Genomic DNA, 19,787 nt, shown 5'->3' on the forward strand with positions numbered 1-19,787 from the left:
TCAGTACTTGATGTATTTTTCGCGCGCCGCCAGATACGGCATGTCGGTCCCTTCGGTGCGGGTCCGCAGCAGGTTGAATGCCGAGATGAAGCTCTCGGCCGTTTCCTTGGTCAGCGCATCGCCGCCTTCACGGATTTCAGCGATCAGTTCCATCGAGGCCTTGGCGCCGGCTTCCAGGATTTCCTCGGGGAAGCGGCGAACCTGCACGCCATGCTCATTAACCAGCGCGTTGAGGGCGCGCGGATCATTGGCATACATGTCGGAAGCGACGTCGTCATAGGAGGCCTGGGCGCAGACCTTGACGATCTCCTGCAGATCCGTGGGCAATTCCTGATACTTGGTCTTGCTGACAGCCACTTCGGTGGCCAGGCCCGGCTCGACGAAGCTGGGGAAGTAGTAGTTCTTGGCAATCTGGTAGAAGCCCAGCGCCAGATCGTTATAGGGACCGACAAATTCGGCGGCATCGAGCGTGCCCGACTGCAGGGCCGCAAAGATCTCGCCCGCCGCAAGATTGGTCACCGAAGCGCCCAGCTTGCTCCAGACCTGGCCACCCAGACCCGGGGTGCGGAAACGCAGCCCCTGCAGGTCGGCAACGCCGGTCAGTTCATTGCGGAACCAGCCACCAGCCTGGGTGCCGGTATCGCCGGACAGGAACCCCTGAAGGCCGAACTGGTCATAGATCTTGTCCCAGATCTGCTGGCCGCCGAGATAGCGCACCCAGGCCGTCAGCTCGCGGCTGGTCATGCCATAGGGCACGCCAGTGAAGAAGCTCAGGCCCTGGCTCTTGTTCTGCCAGTAATAGGGTGTGCCGTGGCTCATTTCGGCCGAGCCGTCGATCACCGCGTCCAGCGCCTGCAGGCCGGGGACCATTTCACCGGCGGCAAACACCTGCACATTGAGCCGGCCACCCGAGGCATTGGTGATGCGATCGGCCAGGTTCTGCGCGCCAACCCCGAGGCCGGGGAAGTTTTTGGGCCAGGTGGTGACCATGCGCCAATTGATGGTGCCCTGGGCAATGGCGGGCGTTGCGAGTGTGGTAGCCGCCGCCGCGCCAATGGCAGCGACGGATGCCGATTTGAAGAATTCACGTCTCTTCATCACTTGTCAGTTTCCTCCCGTGAAGCACGGTTTTTTGTGTGCCGGCTGGCTTTTGCCAGTTGCGGCTAAACAACCAGTCCCTTGGCTGGCTGTCCAGTATCTTGTGACCGGCCCCACCCGGGCAGGATTATTTTGTGGGAGCGGGATTAATCGGGCCGCCCCGGTGTTGATCTGTGTGCAGGGGTATAACGCCCCCGCTACAGGAGGAATTTCCATGAACATTCGCTTGCTCCTCGCCGGCGTTGCCGCGCTCGGTATTCTCGCCATGCCCGCCTTTGCCGAGGACTATCTGGGCGGCGCGGTCAAATCCGTCGATATCGGCGGCAAACAGGTACTGACCGACGCCAACGGCATGACCCTCTACATCTTTGACAAGGACACGGCCGGCGTCACCAATTGCTACGACAAGTGCGCCGTCAACTGGCCGCCGCTGATGGCTGATGCCGCTGCCGCGCCGGAAGGCGATTTCAGCATTGTGGACCGCACCGACGGCACCAAGATGTGGGCCTACAAGTCCATGCCGCTGTATTTCTGGAAGGACGACAAGGCTCCGGGCGACGTGACCGGTGACGGCGTCGGCGGCGTCTGGCATCTTGCAATCGAATAGTCCGAACCGAGCGCCATCTTGAGCGATTTCCTCGATCAGATCGAAGCCTGCGTTCCAGCGCTGCGGCGCTATGCAAGGGCGCTGACGCGTAATGCCGATCTGGCCGATGATCTGGTGCAGGATTGCCTGGAACGCGCCATTTCCCGGCGCGGACTGTTCCGGCCCACCGGCCCGGTCCGCGCCTGGCTCTTCACCATCTTGCTCAACCTCTATCGCAACGGACTGCGATCCTCCCGGCGGCGGGGCGAGACCGTGGCCTTTGACAGCATTGCCGAACCCTCGACCCCGGCGCCGCAGCCGGGCCATATCGCGCTGGCCGAACTGGCCCGCGCCATCGAAACCCTGCCACTCGACCAGAAGGAGGCACTGCTCTTGATCGCTCTCGAAGGCCTTTCCTATGGCGAGGCCGCCGAAATCGTCGGGGTTCCGCTCGGCACGCTGATGTCCCGCCTCGGCCGCGCCCGCGCCGCCTTGCGCACCATGACCGGGACCAGCGCCGAGCCGCATCTGAGGACGGTCAAATGAGCGCCGTGCCCCAGGACACCCTGATGGCCTATGCCGACGGGCAATTGCCCGCCGATGAGATCGAGGCCGTCGAAGCCTTTCTTGCGGCCAATCCCGATGCCGCCGCCGAAGTCGCGCTGTGGCGCCGCCAGACCGACGCGATCGCGACGCTGTTCGCCCCCGTCGCTGCCGAGCCGGTGCCGGCCCGATTGCGCCCCCGTCGCCTGGCGGCAGAGATTGCCAGTCACCGCAATCGCTCGCTCGGCTGGGCCGCTGCGGCCGTGGTGCTGGTCGGGCTTGGCCTGGGCGTCGGCTGGTTCGCCCGCCCACTCTTCGAGCCCGCGCCCGGCGCCAGCACCGTGCTGATCGCCGACGCGGTCAATGCCCACAACGTCTTCATCGCCGAAAACCGCCATGCTGTCGAAGTGCCAGCCAGCGATGGCGAACACCTGACCACCTGGCTGTCCAATCGCCTCGCCACCCCGCTCGACGCCCCCGATCTCAGCGCCGAAGGCTTTACCCTCGTCGGTGGGCGGCTGCTGCCCGGCACCCACGACATTGGCGGTCGCGCCGCCCAGCTGATGTATGAAAGCCCGGCCAGCGAGCGGGTCACCGTCTATGTCACCGCCGCCCTGCCCGAGGGCCAGCCAGCCTATCAATTCGCCAATTACGACGGCGCCGAAGCCTTTTACTGGGCCAATGCCCGCATCACCTGCACCGTGGTCGGCACCCTCCCCCCCGAGCGCATGAAGGCCCTGTCGCAAGCCGTCTATCGGCAATTGACCGAGGGCGATGTTACCGCGGCCCGGCCGTATCGGGGATAAGTGGCTTAGGGTTCGGGCCCGCCGCGCCCACGGACCACATTTGTCCACGGAGGCTACTCACCCACGGAGTCATTCCCGCGCAGGCGGGAATCCATTCTGACTTCAAGCGCCAAGAGTGGATTCCCGCCTGCGCGGGAATGACCCGGTGGGTGGATGGAAGCGGAGCTCAGCCCCGCCTCGGTGCGTTCCGCGGCGGGATGTCATTCGAATAGATATTGTGCAGGCCGACATTGGCGATGTCGCGCTCGCCGCAGAGGGCCATTGTCGTGTCGAGTTCCTTGCGGATGATTTCGAGGGCCCGGGTCACGCCGGCTTCGCCGCCTGCCCCCAGCCCATAGAGCATGGCGCGGCCGATAAAGGTGCCCCTGGCGCCCAGCGCCAGGGCCTTGAGCACGTCCTGGCCGCTGCGGATGCCGCTATCGAGATAGACTTCGGTGCGCGAGCCGATGGCGTCGATGATTTCGGGCAGCACGCGAATGGTGGAGGGCGCGCCGTCGAGCTGGCGGCCGCCATGATTGGAGACGATCACCGCATCGGCGCCATGATCCACCGCCTGACGGGCGTCATCGGCATCGAGCACGCCCTTGACGATGACCTTGCCGCCAAAACGCTCCTTGACCCAGGCCACGTCCTTCCAGCTCAGCGTCGGATCGAACTGCGAGGCGGTCCAGGCCGAGAGCGAGGCCAGGTCATGGTCGCCATCGACATGGCCGACAATGTTGCGGAAGGTGTGGCGCCTGGTGCCCAGCATGCCCAGGCACCAGCCCGGGTGCTGCATCATCTGCCAGAGGCTATAGGCGTTGAACTTGGGCGGGGTGGCGAGCCCGTTATGGATGTCCTTGTGGCGTTGCCCCAGGATCTGCAGGTCCATGGTCAGCACCAGCGCCGAGCAATTGGCGGCCTTGGCCCGGTCGATCAGCCGTTCGATGAACTTGCGGTCGCGCATCACATAGAGCTGGAACCAGAATGGCGCGCTGGTATTCTCGGCAATGTCCTCGATAGAGCAGACGCTCATGGTCGAGAGGGTGAAGGGAATGCCGAATTTCTCGGCCGCCTTTGCCGCCTTGATCTCCCCATCGGCAACCTGCATGCCGCCCGTGGCTGCCGGGGCGATCGCCACCGGCATGGCAATGGTCTTGCCCAGCATCTGCGTCTTGAGGTTGCGGCCCTCAAGGTTCACCGCCACTTTCTGGTTCAGCTTGATCTTGGCGAAATCGCTCTCGTTCTCGCGATAGGTGCTTTCGGTATAGCTGCCCGAATCCGCATATTCGAAGAACATCTTGGGCACCCGGCACCGGGCGCGGGCCATCAATTCTTCGATTGTCAGAATAGTGTCGAGTGAGGACATGGCCGGCGCGCTCCCAGAGAATGCCCTGCCCTAGCAACTAACATGTTAGTCGTCAATGCGGCCGCGCGCATGGATGATCGCCGCGCGTCGAGGGACGGGCGGGTGAACGTGCTCGGCACTTCCAAACGGAAGTGCTGGCACTTCCAAACGGAAGTGCTGGGCATTTCGCCCCGCTTGCTGCGGGGATGGCGAGACCTTGGTCTCGATGCGGTAGTCGCAATGGAATGAAACCAGGGTCTCGCCATCGCGCCGGTATTTTTTGCGGGACCGAACCAGGGGCGGCGGTTTTTCAGCCGATACTGACGGTGTCGCCCACCGGGAAAGGACGACCCCAACCCCACCGGCATTCCCCGCACCGACCGTTCGTCGCGACCGCGCAGTAGAAGTGCGGGAATGGGGGCAAGAAGGCGCAAGGGGGGAAAGAAGGGGAAAAAGTTTGGGGGGGAAGGTGGGGGTTGGGGAAGGCACACCCCGCACGCTCTCGCCTCGCGACAACCGCAGCACCCCCACCCCGGCCCTCCCCTCAAGGGGGAGGGGACGCAGACTGAGGGGGCGGTTTTGGGGGAGACCGACGCGGTGCCGCCACACACACCGCGTCATCCCGGCTTTCGCCGGGATGACGGCTGGTGGGCCTGGTTTGGTAACCCCCTCACAAGGGGGTGAGGCCGGCCGACGGATTAATGACGAATTTGCAGTCATCTCCCTCCCCCTTGAGGGGAGGGATCAAGGGTGGGGGTGCTGTGCGCTCCACACACTCCCGCCTCGCGACAATCGCAGCACCCCCACCCTGACCCTCCCCCTCGAGGGGGAGGGGACGCAGACTGAGGGGGCGGTTTTGGGGGTGGGCGCCGACGGCGTTGAGGACCTGGTTTGGTGACCCCACCCCCACAAGCGGGAGAGGCCGGCCGACGGATTGACGACGGCGGACAGGGTGGCGATTGGGTTGAGCATGCGGGAGGGGACGCGCCGCGCCCACGGCGTCACCCGACTGATGCCGGCCGGTGGGTGGGGAAGCACCGTGCGGCGGCGCCATTGCCAGCGGCGCGCGCCTGGCCTAGGACTGCCGGTTTTGGGGGATAAGATATGGCGTGGCGCGATAAGCCGAAGGCAGACAGGTATGGCGACATCGGCGCGTTCGTGGGCCTGCTGGTCGCCGTTATCATTGCCCAGACATTCGCCGGTGGCGGCGAGTTCTGGATGCGCATTGTGATCTATGTCCTAGGCATGATGGCTGGCCGGTTCGGCGGGCGTTGGATTGGACAGCGGCAAAGCTGACGCCCATTGGCTGAGACTTGCCTTCGCGCTCCCCCTGCCCTCAAATGCCGGCTTCGGGGGGAAGACAGCATGACGGCCATTGAGGTAATCGACACCGCCTTTGCGCAACTGGTGCGGCCCGATGCGGTGCTGGAGCGCCATTACGACCAATGCCTGTGGGCCGAGGGGCCGGTATGGTTTGGCGATGGCGGCTATCTGGTCTGGTCCGATATTCCCAATAACCGCCTGCTGCGTTTCGTGCCGGGGTTGGGGGTTTCCGATTTCCGCAGCCCCTCCAATTTCGTCAATGGCAATTATCGCGACCTGAGCGGGCGGCTGCTGTCCTGCTCGCACGGGGCGCGGGCGCTGCTGCGGACCGAGCCGGATGGCAGTGTGACCACGCTGGTCGATCGCTATCTGGGCAAGCGGCTCAATTCCCCCAATGACCTGGTGGTCAAGTCCGACGGCACCATCTGGTTCACCGATCCACCCTACGGCATTCTGAGCGATTACGAGGGCTACCAGTCCGAGCAGGAACAGGACGGCTGCTATGTCTATCGCTTCGATCCGGCGGATGGTTCACTCAGCGTCGTCGCCGATGACTTCGCCAAGCCCAATGGGCTGGCATTTTCACCGGACGAGTCAACGCTCTACATCTCCGATACCGGGCGCAGCCATGATCCCGACTGGCCCAGCCATATCCGCGCCTTTGCGGTCGACGGTAAACGGCTGAGCCAGCCTCGGGTGTTCGCCGATATCGATCACGGCCTGCCCGATGGCTTCCGCCTCGATGCGGCAGGCAATGTCTGGACCAGCACCGGCATTGGCGTGAACGTCTATAATTCCGCCGGCGCCCTGCTGGGCCGCATCCGCACCGGCGACAAGACGTCCAACGTGACCTTTGGCGGGCCCGGGCGGAACAGGCTCTACATCACCGCCAGCAAGTGCCTCTATTCAATCCCGGTGCTGGCGACAGGCGTGCAGCGGCCCTGAAAGAGGCGTGGACAGCGCGACTACATGGTCGCGCCAACCTGCCAGGGCACGAACTCGTTGTCGCCATAACCGAGCTCTTCCGACTTGGTCTTTTCGCCCGAAGCGACGCGCAGCAAGAGGTCAAAGATTTCCCGGCCCTTGTCCTCGATGGAGACGCCCTCGACGATATCGCCGCAATTGATATCCATGTCGCCGGTCATGCGGGCATACATGTCCGAATTGGTGGCCAGCTTGATCGAGGGCACCGGCTTGCAGCCATAAGCCGAGCCGCGCCCGGTGGTGAAGGCCAGGATATTGGCGCCACCGGCCACCTGCCCCGTGGCAGAGACCGGATCGAAGCCGGGCGTGTCCATGAACACAAAGCCCTTTTCGCGCACCTTTTCGGCATATTCATAGACCGCGGTCAAAGGCGTCGTGCCGCCCTTGGCGGTGGCGCCGAGGGACTTTTCCAGAATCGTGGTCAGCCCGCCCAGCTTGTTGCCGGGGGATGGATTATTGTTCATCTCGCCATGGTTGCGGGCGGTGTAATCTTCCCACCAATGGATGCGCGAGATCAGCTTTTCGCCCACTTCGCGACTGACCGCGCGGCGGGTCAGCAGGTGCTCGGCACCGTAGATTTCGGGGGTTTCGCTGAGGATGGCGGTGCCGCCATTGCGCACCAGGATATCGGCGGCATAGCCGAGCGCCGGATTGGCGGTGATGCCCGAATAGCCATCGGACCCGCCGCATTGCAGCGCCAGCGTCAGCTCCGACGCGTCGATGGTTTCGCGCTTCGCCCGCGCCGCCACCGGCAGCATTTCCTTGAGGCGCTCGACGCCCCATTCGATGATCTTCCTGGTGCCGCCGCTTTCCTGGATGGTCATGGTCTGGAAGGTCTCACCCTCCTCGATGCCATAGAGCTCCTTCATCCGGCCGATCTGGAACACTTCGCAGCCCAGCCCCACCAGCATGGCCGCACCCAGATTGGGGTTGGAGCTGTAGCCCCATTGGGTGCGCTTGAGGATGTCAAAGCCCTCGCCGCGGCTTTCCATGCCGCAGCCGGTGCCGTGCACGAAGGGCACCACGCCATCGATCTCGGGATAATCCGCGAGAATGCCCGAACGGTTGATGGCCTCGGCGATGAACTTGGCGACGGTAGCCGAGCAGTTCACTGAAGTCAGGATGCCGATATAATTGCGGGTGCCGACCGAACCATTGGCGCGGCGATAACCCTGGAACGTGGCGCGCTCGGCCGGCGGGATCATCTGCGGCGCCACGGCGCCCTCGGAAAACGCATAGTCGTGATGCAGGCTGCCATCGGCGCCGCCCATGCCGCAATTGTGCTCATGCACCCATTCGCCAGCCGGAATATCGGTGCTGGCAAAGCCGATGATCTGGCCGAACTTGATGATGGCCTCGCCCGACGCCACCGCGCGGGTGGCGAACTTGTGGCCCTTGGGCACGCGCCTGGTGGTGGTCACCCCCTGCGCCGTCGGGGTGCAGGCATCGAGATTGGCCAGCGCCACCGCGATATTGTCGGACGGGTTCAGCACCAGCGTCCTGGCTTCGGGGCGGATCATCGTTTCGGACATCGGGCACGCTTTCGGGGAGATGGGGCTGCATGCGCTTTACGGGGACGCGATTTGCCTGCACAGATGGCACCGGGCGATGCCGGGGCCTCCCGCGCAATCGTGTTGTAATGCGCTATTGGTCTCACTAACATGTTAGCATGAAAACGGAAGCAAGTCCCTATCATTTTCTGGTTCGCCCCTCCGCGCTGACGCGCGGCAGCGTCACCGTCGATGTCACCACCGCGATCCGCCAGGCCATCGTCTCGATGGCGCTGGCACCCGGCGTCAATATCGACAAGACAGCGATCTGCGAGCAGCTCGGCGTGTCGCGCTTTCCGGTGAGCGAAGCCTTGGCGCGGCTGCAGGCCGAAGGCCTTGTCGATATCGCCCCGCAGCGCGGCTCCACCGTCTCGCTGGTGAAAATTGCCGACGTGCGTGAATACATGCTGATCCGCAAGGCGCTGGAAAGCGAGGCGCTGCGCGTGCTGATCGGCAGGCATGACGCCGAGGTCATTGCGGCGCTGCACGCCAATATGGCGGCACAGCGCGAAGCCGCCAGCCGCGACGACAGCGAAACCTTCCACCAGATCGACGTCGATTTCCACGACATCATCTACCGCTCGATGCGCTTCACCAAGATCAAGGGCATCATCGATTCGGCCCGCGCCAATCTCGACCGGGCGCGCCGCCTGATCATCACCCCGCGCCGCCTGGCCCTGACCATTGCCGAACACCAGGCGATCTTCGATGGCATTCTGGCCGCCAACCAGGACCAGGCGACCCGCGCCATTCGCGCCCATATCGACGCGGTGATGGTCGAGCTCTTCGCCTTTGCCCGCGAACATCCCGGCCTGTTCGCCGATGGCGATACGCTGGGCAGCGATAGCGACAGCTTCCCCTTCGGCTAGTCCGCCCCCTGGAAAGAGACACCATGCTCAAGACCATTCCGCCCATTCTCAGCCCCGACCTCCTGGCGATCCTGCGCGCCATGGGCCATGGCGACGAAATCGCCATTGTCGATGCCAATTATCCCGCCGATGCCGCCGGGCCGATCCTGGTGCGGCTCGATGGCGTCAGCGCCACCGATGTGCTCGACGCCGTGCTGACACTGCTGCCGCTCGACGATTTCGTCGAGGATGCCGCCTTCGGCATGCAGGTGGTGGGTGACCCCGGCAAGCGCGAGCCGATCATGGATGCCTTCGACACCATCATCGCCCGGCACGAGCCGAAAATGGCAATGGCGACGCTGGAGCGCTTTGCCTTCTATGAGCGGGTCAAAAACGCCTATGCCATCGTGCAGAGCGGCGAACGCCGGCTTTACGGCAATATCCTGCTCAAGAAGGGCATTGTGCGCCCCGACGGCTAAATCACGGCGACCGAACCGATAAGGCCAAGGTCGCACTCGACAGCCTAACATGTTAGCCGCTAAAGCCATGCGGAAACGAGGTAAAGGGAACACCGATCCATGAAATTGCTCCGCGTTGGCGCCAAGGGCGCTGAAAAGCCCGCCATCCTGGCCGAAGACGGCTCGATCCGCGATCTCTCCGCCATTGTGCAGGATATTGGCGGCGAGGCCCTGACCCCCGAGGGCCTGGCCAAGATCCGCGCCACCGATATCGGCGTGCTGCCCAAGCTCGATGCCGGCCAGCGCATTGGCCCCTGCGTCGGCAATGTCGGCAAGTTCATCTGCATCGGCCTCAACTATGCCGACCATGCTGCCGAAACCGGCGCCGCCATTCCTGAAGAGCCGATCATCTTCATGAAGGCCACCAGCGCCATCATCGGCCCCAATGACGACGTGATCATCCCCAAGAATTCGATCAAGCCCGACTGGGAAGTCGAGCTGGGTATCGTCATCGGCAAGGAGGCCCGCTATGTCGAGGAAGCCGACGCCATGGACCACGTGGCCGGCTATTGCCTGATCAACGACGTCAGCGAACGCCACTTCCAGACCGAACGCGGCGGCACCTGGGACAAGGGCAAGGGCTGCGACACTTTCGGCCCGATCGGCCCCTGGGTCGTGACCAAGGATGAAGTTGCCGACCCGCAGAACCTGGGCATGTGGCTGGAAGTCGATGGCCACCGCTTCCAGAACGGTTCCACCAAGACGATGATCTTCGGCGTCGCCCATGTGGTGGCCTATGTCAGCCAGTTCATGAGCCTGCAGCCCGGCGATATCATCTCCACCGGCACCCCGCCGGGCGTGGGCATGGGCATCAAGCCAAACCCGGTCTGGCTCAAGCCCGGCAATGTCATGCGCCTGGGCATTGATGGCCTTGGCGAGCAGACCCAGAACGTCAAGGCCTACACCGCCTGATCTGACCGATCCGGACGCCTTGCTTGCGGCGCGGCAGCGGACCCGATGGGACCGTCGCCGCGCCGCCTCTGTCTTGGCCGATGCCATAGCCTCGCCCGATTATGCTGGTGACCTTGTGACCTTGCCATGGCGCCCCATACGGGAGCACCATCAGGTTCTTAACAAGGAGGAGCTAGCCAATGGCCGTTACCAAAGCCGATTTGCGACATATCCTGGGTAAGGACGATGCCGACCTTGTCGAACAAGCCCGCCACCCCGGCCTTGCCGAACTGACCCCGGACGAGTTGCGCCAACTCACCAGCCGCCTGCGCGAGCGCCGCAACAAGGCCAGTTCCGCCATCGCCGGTCATCGCCGCGCCATCAAGGGCCGCGGCACCGGCGGCACCGAAAAGGTGGAGGCCAACCAGCGCCGGCATTATTCGATCTTTGGCGAGGCCCTGGCCCGCACCAACAAGGAACACAGCCGGCGCCAGGCGCGGCGCCGCCGCGAAGAGTTGATCGCCAATTCGCAGCGCGCCCTGTCGCTGAAACAGGCGGCCGGCTCGCCCGATCGCCCCGCCACCAACCCCAAGGCCAGCAGCGGCATGAAGGCCAAGGCCAGCGCCAAGACCAAGAAGGTCGGCAGCGTCACCCAGGAGGGCCGCGTCTCCCAGGCGACCAAGACCGCCCAGGCCAAGCGGGACAATCGCGGCGCCTGACCCCGCTTACGGCCGCCGGGCCACCAGGTCGATTTCGACCAGAGCACCCACCGCCAGCGCAGTGACGCCGATGGTGGTGCGGCCCGGCAGCTTGCCGGTCTCGAAATATTGAAGATAGGTCTGGTTGAGCAGGCCATAGTCGCGCTCGAACTGGGTCAGGTAGATGCGCGCGAAGGTCACGTTCTCCAGGCCCAGACCAATTCCGCCCAGCACCAGCTTGAGATTTTCCATCACCCGGCGGGTCTGCGCCTCGATGCCCTCGGGCAATGGCGCATCCGGCGCGTCGGGGTCGGTGGGCATCTGCCCGGTCACAAAAACCCAGCCATCGGCCTCCACCGCATGGGAGAATGGCGCGACCGGGCGGGGACCGGACGCAATCATGTGGTGCAGCGGCATGGACATGGATACACTCCAGATGGACGATGCGTGAGCCTCGGCGAACGGGTAGTCATAAGTCAATCACCAGCGGTCGCTATGGATCATTGGTCGCGGAGAATCATAGCCGTATATGTTCGAGTTCTTCCATGCCATTTCGGCCCACCTTGAGGGCTTCCTCAACGCCATATCGGGCAATTTCTGGCTGACCTTCTGGTTCATCTTCGCCGTGGCTATCGGCGAGGCCGTGTTCATCCTCGGGCTGTTCGTCCCCTCGACCCCCGTGCTGCTGCTGGCCGGCGGCATCATCGCCGAAGGCCGCCTGCCCTTCTGGGAAGTGTATTTCGCTGCGGTGATCGGCGCCATTATCGGCGACGCTATTTCCTACACCATTGGCCATTTCCTCAAGGATACGATCAAGGACATGTGGCCGTTCAAATACCACAAGGACCTGATCACCCGCGGTGAGGTATTCTTTGCCCGCCATGGCGGCAAGGCCGTGTTCATCGGCCGCTTCATTCCCGGCGTCAAAGCGGTGATCCCCGGCGTCGCCGGCATCATGGGCATGCGCTATGCCCATTTCACCGTCATCAACGTCACCTCGGCCTTTGTCTGGGCCGCCGCTCATATCCTGCCGGGCATGCTGCTGACCGCCTGGCTGAAGTCCATCGGCTTGTCGCTGGAACTGGTCATCGTCTTCGGCACGCTGATCCTGGCCGCGCTGTTCATCCTCGTGCACTATTATCGCAGCATCCTGCTGTTCTTCGCCCCGGTCCTGGGCGGCCTCGGCCGCAGCATCCAGGCCCGCTGGGGCAATGGCGACGCCGCGCATTAAGGCAGCGGGCGCTCCCCTCGCATACTGCGGCTCTCCCCACTCACAATGCTCTCCACGGGCTTGACCCGTGGGCCACTCGTCGCGCGTGCCGGATTGAGAATGGCCCCCGGATCAAGTCCGGGGGCAGCGCGGTGGTGGTGGCGGGATGGAGCGGAAGTGGCCATTAGCACTCTCCGCCCCGCACTTTATTCTGCGCCAGCCGCCTGATGTGCCCCCTCGATCCCTCCACGCCGTCATGGCCCGGCTTGTCCGGGCAATCCAAGCCTCCGCATAGGCAGGACGATGGATCACCGGGACAAGCCCGGTGATGACGATGGGGGAGAGGGCGGCGATCCAGACCACGATGCCTATTGCACGGAGACCGCCGATGCGGCTGCGGTCTACAACAGACAACCCATTAGGCTCCCTCACAAACTCCTGTCTTGCCCTTCCCCAAAATCCGATCCAAGCTCAGCCATCATGCGCCCATGGATCGGCAGACGTCCGGACCTGATCGCGGCTCTTCTGGGCCCGATCCTGCTTTTGCTGGTCCTGACCGGGATGACCCGCGCCCAGGACGAACGCGACCCCCAAATTCTCGACCAGCTGTTTGCCCAATTGCGCATCGCGCCGGGTGCCGCTGCGGCGCGCGCTATCGATCAGAAAATCTGGATCGCCTGGACCAGTCCGGCCGACCCGCCCCTGGCGGCGCGCATGCGCGAAATCCTGGTATTGCGCAGTGGCATGGACCTGCCGACGGCGATGGACCTGTTGAACCAATTGGTGGTGGACTATCCGGAATATGCCGAAGGCTGGAACCAGCGCGCCACCCTCCACTATCTGATGTCCGACTATGCGGCCTCCCTGGCCGATATCGAAAAGGTGCTGCAGTTCGAGCCGCGCCATTTTGGCGCGCTGGTGGGGCGCGCCATGATCTATCGCAGCCAGGGCAAGCAGGCGCTGGCGCTCCGGGACATGGCCGCCGCCCTCGCCATCCATCCCTTTCTCGTCGAGCGGGCGCTGTTTCCCGAACTGCTCGACGGCGTCACCCGGATTTGAGCATGGTCCCGCCTTGGCCCAGCGCCCGGCCATGCCTATATCCCTGCCAATTCACCAACGGAGCCCGGACCAGACCATGAGTGATGTCGACTATGTTGTGGAGCGTCAGGACGGCCCCAGCAGCGGGCGCTACAGGATTGCCCTGGCGCCCGGCTTCGAGGCCGAAATGACCTATCGCAAGGGCCCCGACGGCACGCTGCGCATCGACCATACCGGTGTTCCGCCCGAATTCGGCGGCCGCGGGGTCGCGGCGCGCCTGGTCAACGCGGCCATTGCCGATGCGCGCGCCGAGGGCTTCAAGATCGTGCCGATCTGCTCCTATGTGGTCGCCCAGTTCCGCCGCCATCCCGAATGGGCCGACCTGCGCGCCTAGAAGCGGCATGGCGGCAGCTGCGCCGCCAACGGCCATCGGGCCGGCGCAGCGGCGGAGCGCATTAGCGGGCGTTTTGGGCCATTCTGTTTGCGGCCCCGGCCTGTGGGTCGAAGATCGTCACCCGATTGCGGCCCTGCTCCTTGGCCGTGTAGAGCGCCGCGTCGGCCATATCGGTGGCTCTCTCGATGGTTTCACCCGGCTCCAGCAGACAGCCGCCGACGCTGACCGTAACCGCGACCAGCTGACCATCGGGCAGCAGCACTGGCGCATCGCAAATCTGCGCCATCAATCCGAAGGCCGTGCTGCCCAGCGCCGTGGCGACGCAGCCATTGAACAGCACGACAAATTCGTCGCCGCCCCAGCGGGCACAGCTATTGGCTGGTCCCACCGCCTCGCGGATGCGCCGGGCGATCTCGATGATCACCGCATCGCCCGCAGCATGTCCAAAAGTATCGTTGATCGACTTGAAATGGTCGATATCGATCAGCAACAGGCCATGGTGCTGATTGGGCGAGACGGCCTCGAAGGCCGTCAGGAAGCCGCGCCGATTGGCAATGCCGGTCTGCACATCGCGAAACGCCAATTGCTCGAGGTCACGCGTCCGCTCGCGCACCCGGCTTTCCAGCTGGCGCGTATGATCGCGCACCGCCCCGGCCATTTCGCCGAACGCCTGCGACAGCCGTTCGATCTCGTCGCCATCGCCCTTCTGCAGCCCGGCGACAGCGCTGAAATCGCCGGCCTCGACGCGCCGCACCGCAGCTTCAAGCCCCTTGAGACGGTCGAGCACCTGCAGCTTGAACACCACGACCAGCATGGCGGCGACCAGTCCCATCATTGCCGCCAGCAGCAGCCCAATGGGCAGGAACAGGCCGCGATCGATGATCGCGTCGATATCCATGATCGTGACATTGTACCAGCCAAGCCGGTCGAGATAACCGACGCCCACCAGCACGGTCTTGTCGCCCATATGCATGAACTGCGATTTGACCAGCGTCTCGCCGGCGGCCACATCGCGCATCAACGCCCGCAGCGCCGCCTGATCCTGCGGCCGCTCGAACATCGCGAACACGGTCTTCCTGTCGCCCACCGCCTTGGTCAGGCTATGGAAATCCACCAGGTCGCGGTCGCGATGCGCCTGCACCGCGCCTTCACGATCGACAAAGATTGCGGTAACGCCCACCTGGGGCACATTGACCACTTCGCGGATAAAGGCTGTCAGGTCGATCCCGGTGCCCAGAATGCCCAGCACCTGCTGGCCCTCGCGGACCACGCAATTCATCCAAACCTTGGTGACGCGCAGCGTATCGTCATTATCGACATTGAGATGGCAGCCATCGCCCAGCGCGCTGGTATTGTAATACCAGCCGTCGCGGGGATTTCCGGGATCCAGCTGATAACGGAACTGGTCGCCGGCATAGGCATTGGCGGCGTCGTTGAAATAGTAATTGCCCGAGGCCCCGACGACGAAGAAGTAGCTCTTGTCGGTAAAGGACTGCCGGAAATGCTCGAGCTCGGCAATGCCACGGCGCGCTTTTTCGGGGTCGTTCTCGTCGCGCGCCCAGTCCCGGATCGCCTGCGTACCGGCCAGTGTCTCGGCCAGCGTGACTTCGCGCATCAGGGCCTCAAGGCCCCGATAACGATCATACAGCACCTGCTTTTCCGCAAACAGCGTACCGAGCTGGATAACGGTGGAATTGACGATCCAGGTAAAGGCTGCATAGGCCGGGATCGCCACCACGGCAAAGCCGAGCAGCACTGCCAGCAGCACCCGTGTGCGCAGGCTGGCCCCGATCCTTTGTCTCAACGTGCCGATTTGTTCGCCCCCGCACGGGCCAGAAGTCATCCGCCCATCCCTGTCCCAACCCTAAGGATGAGCTCTCTAGAGAGCGTTAATTTCGGCGCGCCGGCGCCTGTGAACGTTCGGCCCGCGGGCGCGTTGAACCCATGAAATTGCGCAACGGAGCAAGACCATGAGCGATCTCGAGGCCCAGACCCGCGCCCTGTTCGAGGCCTATGGCGACGCCAGCAACGCCGCCCTGCACGATCCCGCCGCAGAGGACTTCGAGCCCATCGTCACGGCATTCGCCCCCTATTTCGTGGAATCGAGCCCCAGCGGCGTCTTCGGCGGCGCCAATGATGCCGCTTTCAGGCAGATGATCCCCAAGGGATTTGCCCGTTACCGCGCCGTCGGCGGCAGGCACATGATCGTCACCCATGTGGATGTGACCAGGCTGGATGACCTGCACGCCATCGCCCATGTCGACTGGGATTTCGGCTATCTCAACAAGGACGGCAATAGCGGCAATGTGCGCTTCCGCAACCTCTACTTCGTCACCATCGCCAGCGGCGAGCCGCGGATCTTCGCCTATGTGACGCCGGATGAGGAGACGGCAATGAAGGCGCATGGACTGGTGTGACAGGCCGGTGCCCTGCCCCTACACGCCTGCCAAAAATGCCTGGGCCGCACCCAGCTCTTCGCCACGCAATTCATGGCCGCCATCGTGCCAGAACACGCTGGCATCGGCGCCCTGGCCGACGAAGTAATCCGCCAGTGCCTGGGTGGCGCTGGCCGGCCCGATCGGGTCGCGGCGGCCGGCGGTGATCAGCACCTTGCGACCGGCCAGGCCCGGCGCTGGCGCCGGGACAAACGGGATCAGCGGATGCATCAGCACCGAGGCATCAAGCAGGCCGGGCGCGGCAAACTGCACCGCAGCCAGAATATTGGCACCATTGGAATAGCCCAGCCCGACCACCCTGGAAGGCTGGCTTTCGGCGATCCGCGCGCCAATGAAGTCAGCCATTTGCCTGGTGCGCAGCGCCAGGTCGGCCATGTCATAGACACCCTCGCCGGTGCGCTTGAAATAGCGCAGCGCGCCGTGTTCGGAGACATCGCCCCGCGGCGCCACGATGCGTGCGCCCGGCAGGAGTTCATTGCCGAGGTCGAAAAACTGGTTCTCGTCCCCGCCAGTGCCGTGAAACAGCAGCAACAGGGGCGCGTTCGGCGTCGCGCCGGACGCTTCGCGATAGTGATAATGGGCCATGAAAGCTCTCCACCAATGGGTCGGCTCCAGATATCGGCGGCAGCGGCCCGGCACGCAACCGCTTTACGCGCGCCGCACTGTTGCCGATTTTGCAACAATAACGGGCATCCTGCTGCAGAAGTCGAGTTGCCTTGCAAACCTGGCCATGCACAATGGGCCCATGTTCCTTTCGATATTCGACGTCTTCAAGATCGGCATCGGCCCATCGAGCTCCCACACCATGGGGCCGATGACGGCGGCCAACCGTTTTCTCGATGAGCTCAAGGCCGATATCTGGCCGCGCGCCCGCAGCGCCCGCCCGGCGGCGATCATCGCCAGCCTGCATGGCTCGCTCGCCTATACCGGCATTGGCCATGGCAGTGGCCGCGCGGTGATCCTGGGCCTGTGTGGACAAAACCCGCGCGGGATCGATCCCGATGCGATGGACGCCATGATTGCCGAGGTCGAGGCTTCGGGCATGGTCAATCCGCCCGGCCATCCGCCCTATCGCTTCCGCCCGGTGCGCGACCTGATCTTTGACAAGAAGGTCCCCCTGCCCGGCCATCCCAATGGTCTGCAATTCACCGCCTTCGACGAAGACGGGCAATTGCTGCTGCGCCGGATCTATTATTCGGTCGGCGGCGGCTTTGTGGTCAGCGACGCCGAACTGGAGGCGCTCAAGGACGCCTCGCCGGCCCAGGCCGATGTGCCCTATCCCTTCGCCAATGCCCGCGACATGCTGGATATGGCGGCGCGTTCGGGCCTGTCGATTGCAGCAATGAAACGCGCCAATGAGGAAGTCACCCGCTCGCGCCAGGCGCTCAATGCCGGCATCGACGAAATCTGGTCGACGATGAGCGCCTGCATCGATCGCGGCCTGCTGCAGGACGGGGTCATGCCCGGCGGGCTGAACGTCAAGCGCCGCGCCCGGTCGATCTTCCTGCAACTCGATGCGCAATGGCAACGCAATGAACTGACCCCGCTGATGGCCAATGACTGGCTGAGCCTTTACGCCATGGCGGTCAATGAGGAGAATGCCGGCGGTGGCCGCGTCGTCACCGCGCCGACCAATGGCGCCGCCGGGGTGATCCCTGCGGTGATGCGCTACTTTCTCAAATTCGACGCCACCGCCAACCAGAATGCGGTGCGCGATTACCTGCTGACCGCCGCCGCGATTGGCGGCATCATCAAGCACAATGCCTCGATTTCAGGCGCCGAAGTGGGCTGCCAGGGCGAAGTCGGCTCCGCCTCGGCCATGGCCGCGGCCGGGCTCTGCGCCATCATGGGCGGCACGCCCTTCCAGATCGAGAACGCCGCCGAAATCGCCCTCGAACATCATCTGGGCATGACCTGCGACCCCGTTGCCGGGCTGGTGCAGATCCCCTGCATCGAGCGCAATGCCTTTGGGGCCGTCAAGGCCGTCACCGCCGCCTCGCTGGCGATGAAGGGCGATGGCACCCACGCCGTGCCGCTCGACGCCTGCGTCGAAACCATGCGCCAGACCGGCATGGACATGTCCGAACGCTACAAGGAAACCAGCCTGGCCGGCCTGGCGGTGAACGTGGTGGCGTGTTGAGTTCGGTTGGACGCAGACAAGGAGATACCCGCATGCGCGGGGCTGCCTTTTTGGGCTGCGGCTGACCCCAAGGCTGTCGCTTCAATCACCGGGTCATTCGCCTGCGCGGGAATGTCTCTGTGGATGAGGTGATATCGGCGAGCACGGGTAGTAGCGACGCTGGTCGCCCCGCGGGGCCGTAGCGCCTAGCGATCCTCGAACCGCTCCCGCGAGCGTTCGATATGGCGGCGCATCGCCATATCAGCCGCATCGCCATCCCGCGCCCGGATCGCCGATACCAGCGCCTGATGCTCAGCAATGGTCTCGCGCGTCACCTGCGCCTCGAACACCAGCCGGAACAGATGCACATGCGTGTGCAGCCGCGCCAGCGCCTCCACCACCTGCTCGTTGCCGGCGCTGACCACGATCTGGTCGTGAAAGGCCATGTCGAGCTGGGCGAACTGGGCATAGGGCTCCAGCCCCTGTTGCAGGGCGAGTGCTTCCATTTCGGCGGCCATCGCCTCCAGATGCCCTGCCACCGCGTCGCTGGCCGTCTCGGCGCAGCGGCGGGCGGCAAAGGGTTCCAGTAGCAGCCGCAACTCATAGAGATCGGCCAGTTGCCGGGCGCTCAGCTGTGGCGCGGCGCTATAGCCGACGAGGTGGGTCTTGATGACCAGTCCTTCGGCTTCCAGGCGCGTCAGCGCCTCGCGGATCGGGGTCTGCGAGACACCCAATTGCCGCGCCATGGCGTCGACCGTGATCTTGGTGCCCGGGGCAATGTCGAGGGACATGATGCGCGCAAAGATGGCGCTATAGACCTCATCGCCCAGCCGGGCCGGCCGGCGCAACAGGCCCGCGACCGCGCTCGGCACCGCCATCAGCAGGGCCCCGCGGCTATATTGGCTTTCGCACCGGGGACCGCCGGCAGGTTGGACAGAAACGATTTGTGCATGTCTTCACCTACCCGGTTCTGGCGGCCATTTCAGGTGCCACAACGCCGCATCCCGCCAGCTTACCTGCTCCGTGCGCGCCGATGGCTCATGTGCCGCCATTGAGGAAAAGCATCCGGGTCAGCTGCGTGTGGTTGGCCTCAAGCGTCATGATCATCACGAATACCAGCAGCAGCACCGGCGGCACCAGGATGGCATAGCTCAAGGCCAGCCGCTCCCAGCGCATATGCATGAAAATCGAAACGATCAGCCCGGCCTTGAGCAGCATCAGCGTCACGATCAGGCTCCAGCGCAGCAGGCCCTGGAACTGCACGATGTCGACCAGATAGGAGCCGAGGCTGAGTATGAACAGCCACGCCCAGACGACCAGATACAGCCGGATCGGGTGCTGCTGGTTCTCCTCATGGCTGCTGGCGGGCGGTGCGGCAGTCGCAGAATGGCTCATTTG

22 protein-coding genes are annotated in these 19,787 nt (G+C 64.2%); 14 read left to right on the plus strand and 8 right to left on the minus strand.

Features of this window, described 5'->3' with window-relative positions; genetic code table 11:
• Positions 1-1,098, minus strand: coding sequence for a TRAP transporter substrate-binding protein (locus BUA69_RS01845; protein WP_046134461.1), 1,098 nt, complete (start codon positions 1,096-1,098; stop codon positions 1-3).
• 214 nt (positions 1,099-1,312) lie between these two features.
• Between BUA69_RS01845 and BUA69_RS01850 the strand changes: the two genes are divergently transcribed.
• From BUA69_RS01850 to BUA69_RS01860, 3 genes are read left to right on the plus strand one after another with little or no spacing between them, the layout of a single operon-like run.
• On the plus strand, positions 1,313-1,705 hold the full coding sequence (locus BUA69_RS01850) for a COG4315 family predicted lipoprotein (protein WP_046134460.1): 393 nt from the start codon (positions 1,313-1,315) through the stop codon (positions 1,703-1,705).
• 18 nt (positions 1,706-1,723) lie between these two features.
• Positions 1,724-2,230, plus strand: coding sequence for a sigma-70 family RNA polymerase sigma factor (locus BUA69_RS01855; RefSeq protein WP_046134459.1), 507 nt, complete (start codon positions 1,724-1,726; stop codon positions 2,228-2,230).
• A complete protein-coding gene (locus tag BUA69_RS01860) occupies positions 2,227-3,033 on the plus strand; it encodes an anti-sigma factor family protein (protein ID WP_046134458.1) in 807 nt (268 codons plus the stop codon). The genes BUA69_RS01855 and BUA69_RS01860 overlap by 4 nt, the downstream gene beginning before the upstream one ends.
• Positions 3,034-3,199: 166 nt before the next feature.
• Here the strand turns inward: BUA69_RS01860 and BUA69_RS01865 are convergent, their stop codons facing one another.
• The gene (locus BUA69_RS01865; protein WP_046134457.1) at positions 3,200-4,381 is read right to left on the minus strand and encodes an alpha-hydroxy acid oxidase; all 1,182 of its coding nucleotides are present in this window, start codon (positions 4,379-4,381) and stop codon (positions 3,200-3,202) included.
• 1,083 nt (positions 4,382-5,464) lie between these two features.
• On the opposite strand from BUA69_RS01865, the gene BUA69_RS01875 reads away from it, so the two are divergent.
• Together BUA69_RS01875 and BUA69_RS01880 are read left to right on the plus strand one after the other, a co-directional pair.
• Positions 5,465-5,656 (plus strand): hypothetical protein, encoded by a 192-nt coding sequence (locus BUA69_RS01875; protein ID WP_046135673.1) that lies wholly within the window; start codon positions 5,465-5,467, stop codon positions 5,654-5,656.
• Positions 5,657-5,725: 69 nt separating this feature from the next.
• A complete protein-coding gene (locus tag BUA69_RS01880) occupies positions 5,726-6,628 on the plus strand; it encodes an SMP-30/gluconolactonase/LRE family protein (protein ID WP_046135674.1) in 903 nt (300 codons plus the stop codon).
• Positions 6,629-6,648: 20 nt separating this feature from the next.
• Here the strand turns inward: BUA69_RS01880 and BUA69_RS01885 are convergent, their stop codons facing one another.
• Positions 6,649-8,199, minus strand: a complete 1,551-nt coding sequence (locus BUA69_RS01885; RefSeq protein ID WP_244468771.1) for a UxaA family hydrolase — start codon at positions 8,197-8,199, stop codon at positions 6,649-6,651.
• A 137-nt stretch (positions 8,200-8,336) separates the two neighbouring features.
• On the opposite strand from BUA69_RS01885, the gene BUA69_RS01890 reads away from it, so the two are divergent.
• The 4 genes from BUA69_RS01890 to BUA69_RS01905 all read left to right on the plus strand — a co-directional run bounded on the left by BUA69_RS01890 (position 8,337) and on the right by BUA69_RS01905 (position 11,193).
• Positions 8,337-9,086, plus strand: a complete 750-nt coding sequence (locus BUA69_RS01890) for a GntR family transcriptional regulator (protein WP_046135675.1) — start codon at positions 8,337-8,339, stop codon at positions 9,084-9,086.
• Between the two features lie 23 nt (positions 9,087-9,109).
• The gene (locus tag BUA69_RS01895; RefSeq protein ID WP_046135676.1) at positions 9,110-9,544 is read left to right on the plus strand and encodes an RbsD/FucU family protein; all 435 of its coding nucleotides are present in this window, start codon (positions 9,110-9,112) and stop codon (positions 9,542-9,544) included.
• A gap of 99 nt (positions 9,545-9,643) precedes the next feature.
• Positions 9,644-10,495: a fumarylacetoacetate hydrolase family protein gene (locus tag BUA69_RS01900; protein ID WP_046135677.1), complete on the plus strand. Its 852-nt coding sequence runs from the start codon at positions 9,644-9,646 to the stop codon at positions 10,493-10,495.
• 179 nt (positions 10,496-10,674) lie between these two features.
• A complete protein-coding gene (locus BUA69_RS01905; RefSeq protein ID WP_046135678.1) occupies positions 10,675-11,193 on the plus strand; it encodes a hypothetical protein in 519 nt (172 codons plus the stop codon).
• Positions 11,194-11,199: 6 nt separating this feature from the next.
• Here BUA69_RS01905 and BUA69_RS01910 read toward each other — a convergent pair whose 3' ends face one another.
• Complete coding sequence (locus tag BUA69_RS01910; RefSeq protein WP_082093862.1) at positions 11,200-11,574, minus strand: RidA family protein; 375 nt, start codon at positions 11,572-11,574, stop codon at positions 11,200-11,202.
• 127 nt (positions 11,575-11,701) lie between these two features.
• Here BUA69_RS01910 and BUA69_RS01915 point away from each other — a divergent pair, with 127 nt between their 5' ends.
• The 3 genes from BUA69_RS01915 to BUA69_RS01925 all read left to right on the plus strand — a co-directional run bounded on the left by BUA69_RS01915 (position 11,702) and on the right by BUA69_RS01925 (position 13,814).
• The gene (locus tag BUA69_RS01915) at positions 11,702-12,403 is read left to right on the plus strand and encodes a DedA family protein (protein WP_046135679.1); all 702 of its coding nucleotides are present in this window, start codon (positions 11,702-11,704) and stop codon (positions 12,401-12,403) included.
• 459 nt (positions 12,404-12,862) lie between these two features.
• Positions 12,863-13,441, plus strand: a complete 579-nt coding sequence (locus BUA69_RS01920) for a tetratricopeptide repeat protein (protein WP_052950597.1) — start codon at positions 12,863-12,865, stop codon at positions 13,439-13,441.
• A gap of 76 nt (positions 13,442-13,517) precedes the next feature.
• On the plus strand, positions 13,518-13,814 hold the full coding sequence (locus tag BUA69_RS01925) for a GNAT family N-acetyltransferase (protein WP_046135680.1): 297 nt from the start codon (positions 13,518-13,520) through the stop codon (positions 13,812-13,814).
• Between the two features lie 61 nt (positions 13,815-13,875).
• Here BUA69_RS01925 and BUA69_RS01930 read toward each other — a convergent pair whose 3' ends face one another.
• Entirely contained in the window at positions 13,876-15,657 is a 1,782-nt protein-coding gene (locus tag BUA69_RS01930; RefSeq protein WP_046135681.1) for a sensor domain-containing diguanylate cyclase, read from the minus strand.
• 127 nt (positions 15,658-15,784) lie between these two features.
• On the opposite strand from BUA69_RS01930, the gene BUA69_RS01935 reads away from it, so the two are divergent.
• Positions 15,785-16,231, plus strand: a complete 447-nt coding sequence (locus tag BUA69_RS01935; RefSeq protein ID WP_052950598.1) for a hypothetical protein — start codon at positions 15,785-15,787, stop codon at positions 16,229-16,231.
• 18 nt (positions 16,232-16,249) lie between these two features.
• On the opposite strand, the gene BUA69_RS01940 is transcribed toward BUA69_RS01935, so the two are convergent.
• Positions 16,250-16,855, minus strand: coding sequence for an alpha/beta hydrolase (locus tag BUA69_RS01940; RefSeq protein ID WP_046135682.1), 606 nt, complete (start codon positions 16,853-16,855; stop codon positions 16,250-16,252).
• A 160-nt stretch (positions 16,856-17,015) separates the two neighbouring features.
• Here BUA69_RS01940 and BUA69_RS01945 point away from each other — a divergent pair, with 160 nt between their 5' ends.
• The gene (locus BUA69_RS01945) at positions 17,016-18,410 is read left to right on the plus strand and encodes an L-serine ammonia-lyase (protein WP_046135698.1); all 1,395 of its coding nucleotides are present in this window, start codon (positions 17,016-17,018) and stop codon (positions 18,408-18,410) included.
• Positions 18,411-18,595: 185 nt separating this feature from the next.
• On the opposite strand, the gene BUA69_RS01950 is transcribed toward BUA69_RS01945, so the two are convergent.
• Both BUA69_RS01950 and BUA69_RS01955 read right to left on the minus strand, forming a co-directional pair.
• Complete coding sequence (locus tag BUA69_RS01950; RefSeq protein ID WP_143154376.1) at positions 18,596-19,267, minus strand: GntR family transcriptional regulator; 672 nt, start codon at positions 19,265-19,267, stop codon at positions 18,596-18,598.
• Between the two features lie 160 nt (positions 19,268-19,427).
• Positions 19,428-19,784, minus strand: coding sequence for a cytochrome C oxidase subunit IV family protein (locus BUA69_RS01955; RefSeq protein WP_046135683.1), 357 nt, complete (start codon positions 19,782-19,784; stop codon positions 19,428-19,430).
• Between the last annotated feature and the right edge of the window lie 3 nt (positions 19,785-19,787).

The organism is Devosia limi DSM 17137 (assembly GCF_900128975.1).
Lineage (GTDB): Bacteria > Pseudomonadota > Alphaproteobacteria > Rhizobiales > Devosiaceae > Devosia > Devosia limi.

What these genes read in the sequence shown, in the direction of transcription:
- BUA69_RS01845 (WP_046134461.1), bottom strand. Translation starts at nt 1,098, where the DNA reads ATGAAGAGACGTGAATTCTTCAAATCGGCATCCGTCGCTGCCATTGGC.
- BUA69_RS01850 (WP_046134460.1), top strand. Translation starts at nt 1,313, where the DNA reads ATGAACATTCGCTTGCTCCTCGCCGGCGTTGCCGCGCTCGGTATTCTC.
- BUA69_RS01860 (WP_046134458.1), top strand. Translation starts at nt 2,227, where the DNA reads ATGAGCGCCGTGCCCCAGGACACCCTGATGGCCTATGCCGACGGGCAA.
- BUA69_RS01865 (WP_046134457.1), bottom strand. Translation starts at nt 4,381, where the DNA reads ATGTCCTCACTCGACACTATTCTGACAATCGAAGAATTGATGGCCCGC.
- BUA69_RS01875 (WP_046135673.1), top strand. Translation starts at nt 5,465, where the DNA reads ATGGCGTGGCGCGATAAGCCGAAGGCAGACAGGTATGGCGACATCGGC.
- BUA69_RS01880 (WP_046135674.1), top strand. Translation starts at nt 5,726, where the DNA reads ATGACGGCCATTGAGGTAATCGACACCGCCTTTGCGCAACTGGTGCGG.
- BUA69_RS01885 (WP_244468771.1), bottom strand. Translation starts at nt 8,199, where the DNA reads ATGTCCGAAACGATGATCCGCCCCGAAGCCAGGACGCTGGTGCTGAAC.
- BUA69_RS01890 (WP_046135675.1), top strand. Translation starts at nt 8,337, where the DNA reads ATGAAAACGGAAGCAAGTCCCTATCATTTTCTGGTTCGCCCCTCCGCG.
- BUA69_RS01895 (WP_046135676.1), top strand. Translation starts at nt 9,110, where the DNA reads ATGCTCAAGACCATTCCGCCCATTCTCAGCCCCGACCTCCTGGCGATC.
- BUA69_RS01900 (WP_046135677.1), top strand. Translation starts at nt 9,644, where the DNA reads ATGAAATTGCTCCGCGTTGGCGCCAAGGGCGCTGAAAAGCCCGCCATC.
- BUA69_RS01905 (WP_046135678.1), top strand. Translation starts at nt 10,675, where the DNA reads ATGGCCGTTACCAAAGCCGATTTGCGACATATCCTGGGTAAGGACGAT.
- BUA69_RS01910 (WP_082093862.1), bottom strand. Translation starts at nt 11,574, where the DNA reads ATGATTGCGTCCGGTCCCCGCCCGGTCGCGCCATTCTCCCATGCGGTG.
- BUA69_RS01915 (WP_046135679.1), top strand. Translation starts at nt 11,702, where the DNA reads ATGTTCGAGTTCTTCCATGCCATTTCGGCCCACCTTGAGGGCTTCCTC.
- BUA69_RS01920 (WP_052950597.1), top strand. Translation starts at nt 12,863, where the DNA reads ATGCGCCCATGGATCGGCAGACGTCCGGACCTGATCGCGGCTCTTCTG.
- BUA69_RS01925 (WP_046135680.1), top strand. Translation starts at nt 13,518, where the DNA reads ATGAGTGATGTCGACTATGTTGTGGAGCGTCAGGACGGCCCCAGCAGC.
- BUA69_RS01930 (WP_046135681.1), bottom strand. Translation starts at nt 15,657, where the DNA reads ATGACTTCTGGCCCGTGCGGGGGCGAACAAATCGGCACGTTGAGACAA.
- BUA69_RS01935 (WP_052950598.1), top strand. Translation starts at nt 15,785, where the DNA reads ATGAGCGATCTCGAGGCCCAGACCCGCGCCCTGTTCGAGGCCTATGGC.
- BUA69_RS01940 (WP_046135682.1), bottom strand. Translation starts at nt 16,855, where the DNA reads ATGGCCCATTATCACTATCGCGAAGCGTCCGGCGCGACGCCGAACGCG.
- BUA69_RS01945 (WP_046135698.1), top strand. Translation starts at nt 17,016, where the DNA reads ATGTTCCTTTCGATATTCGACGTCTTCAAGATCGGCATCGGCCCATCG.
- BUA69_RS01950 (WP_143154376.1), bottom strand. Translation starts at nt 19,267, where the DNA reads ATGGCGGTGCCGAGCGCGGTCGCGGGCCTGTTGCGCCGGCCGGCCCGG.
- BUA69_RS01955 (WP_046135683.1), bottom strand. Translation starts at nt 19,784, where the DNA reads ATGAGCCATTCTGCGACTGCCGCACCGCCCGCCAGCAGCCATGAGGAG.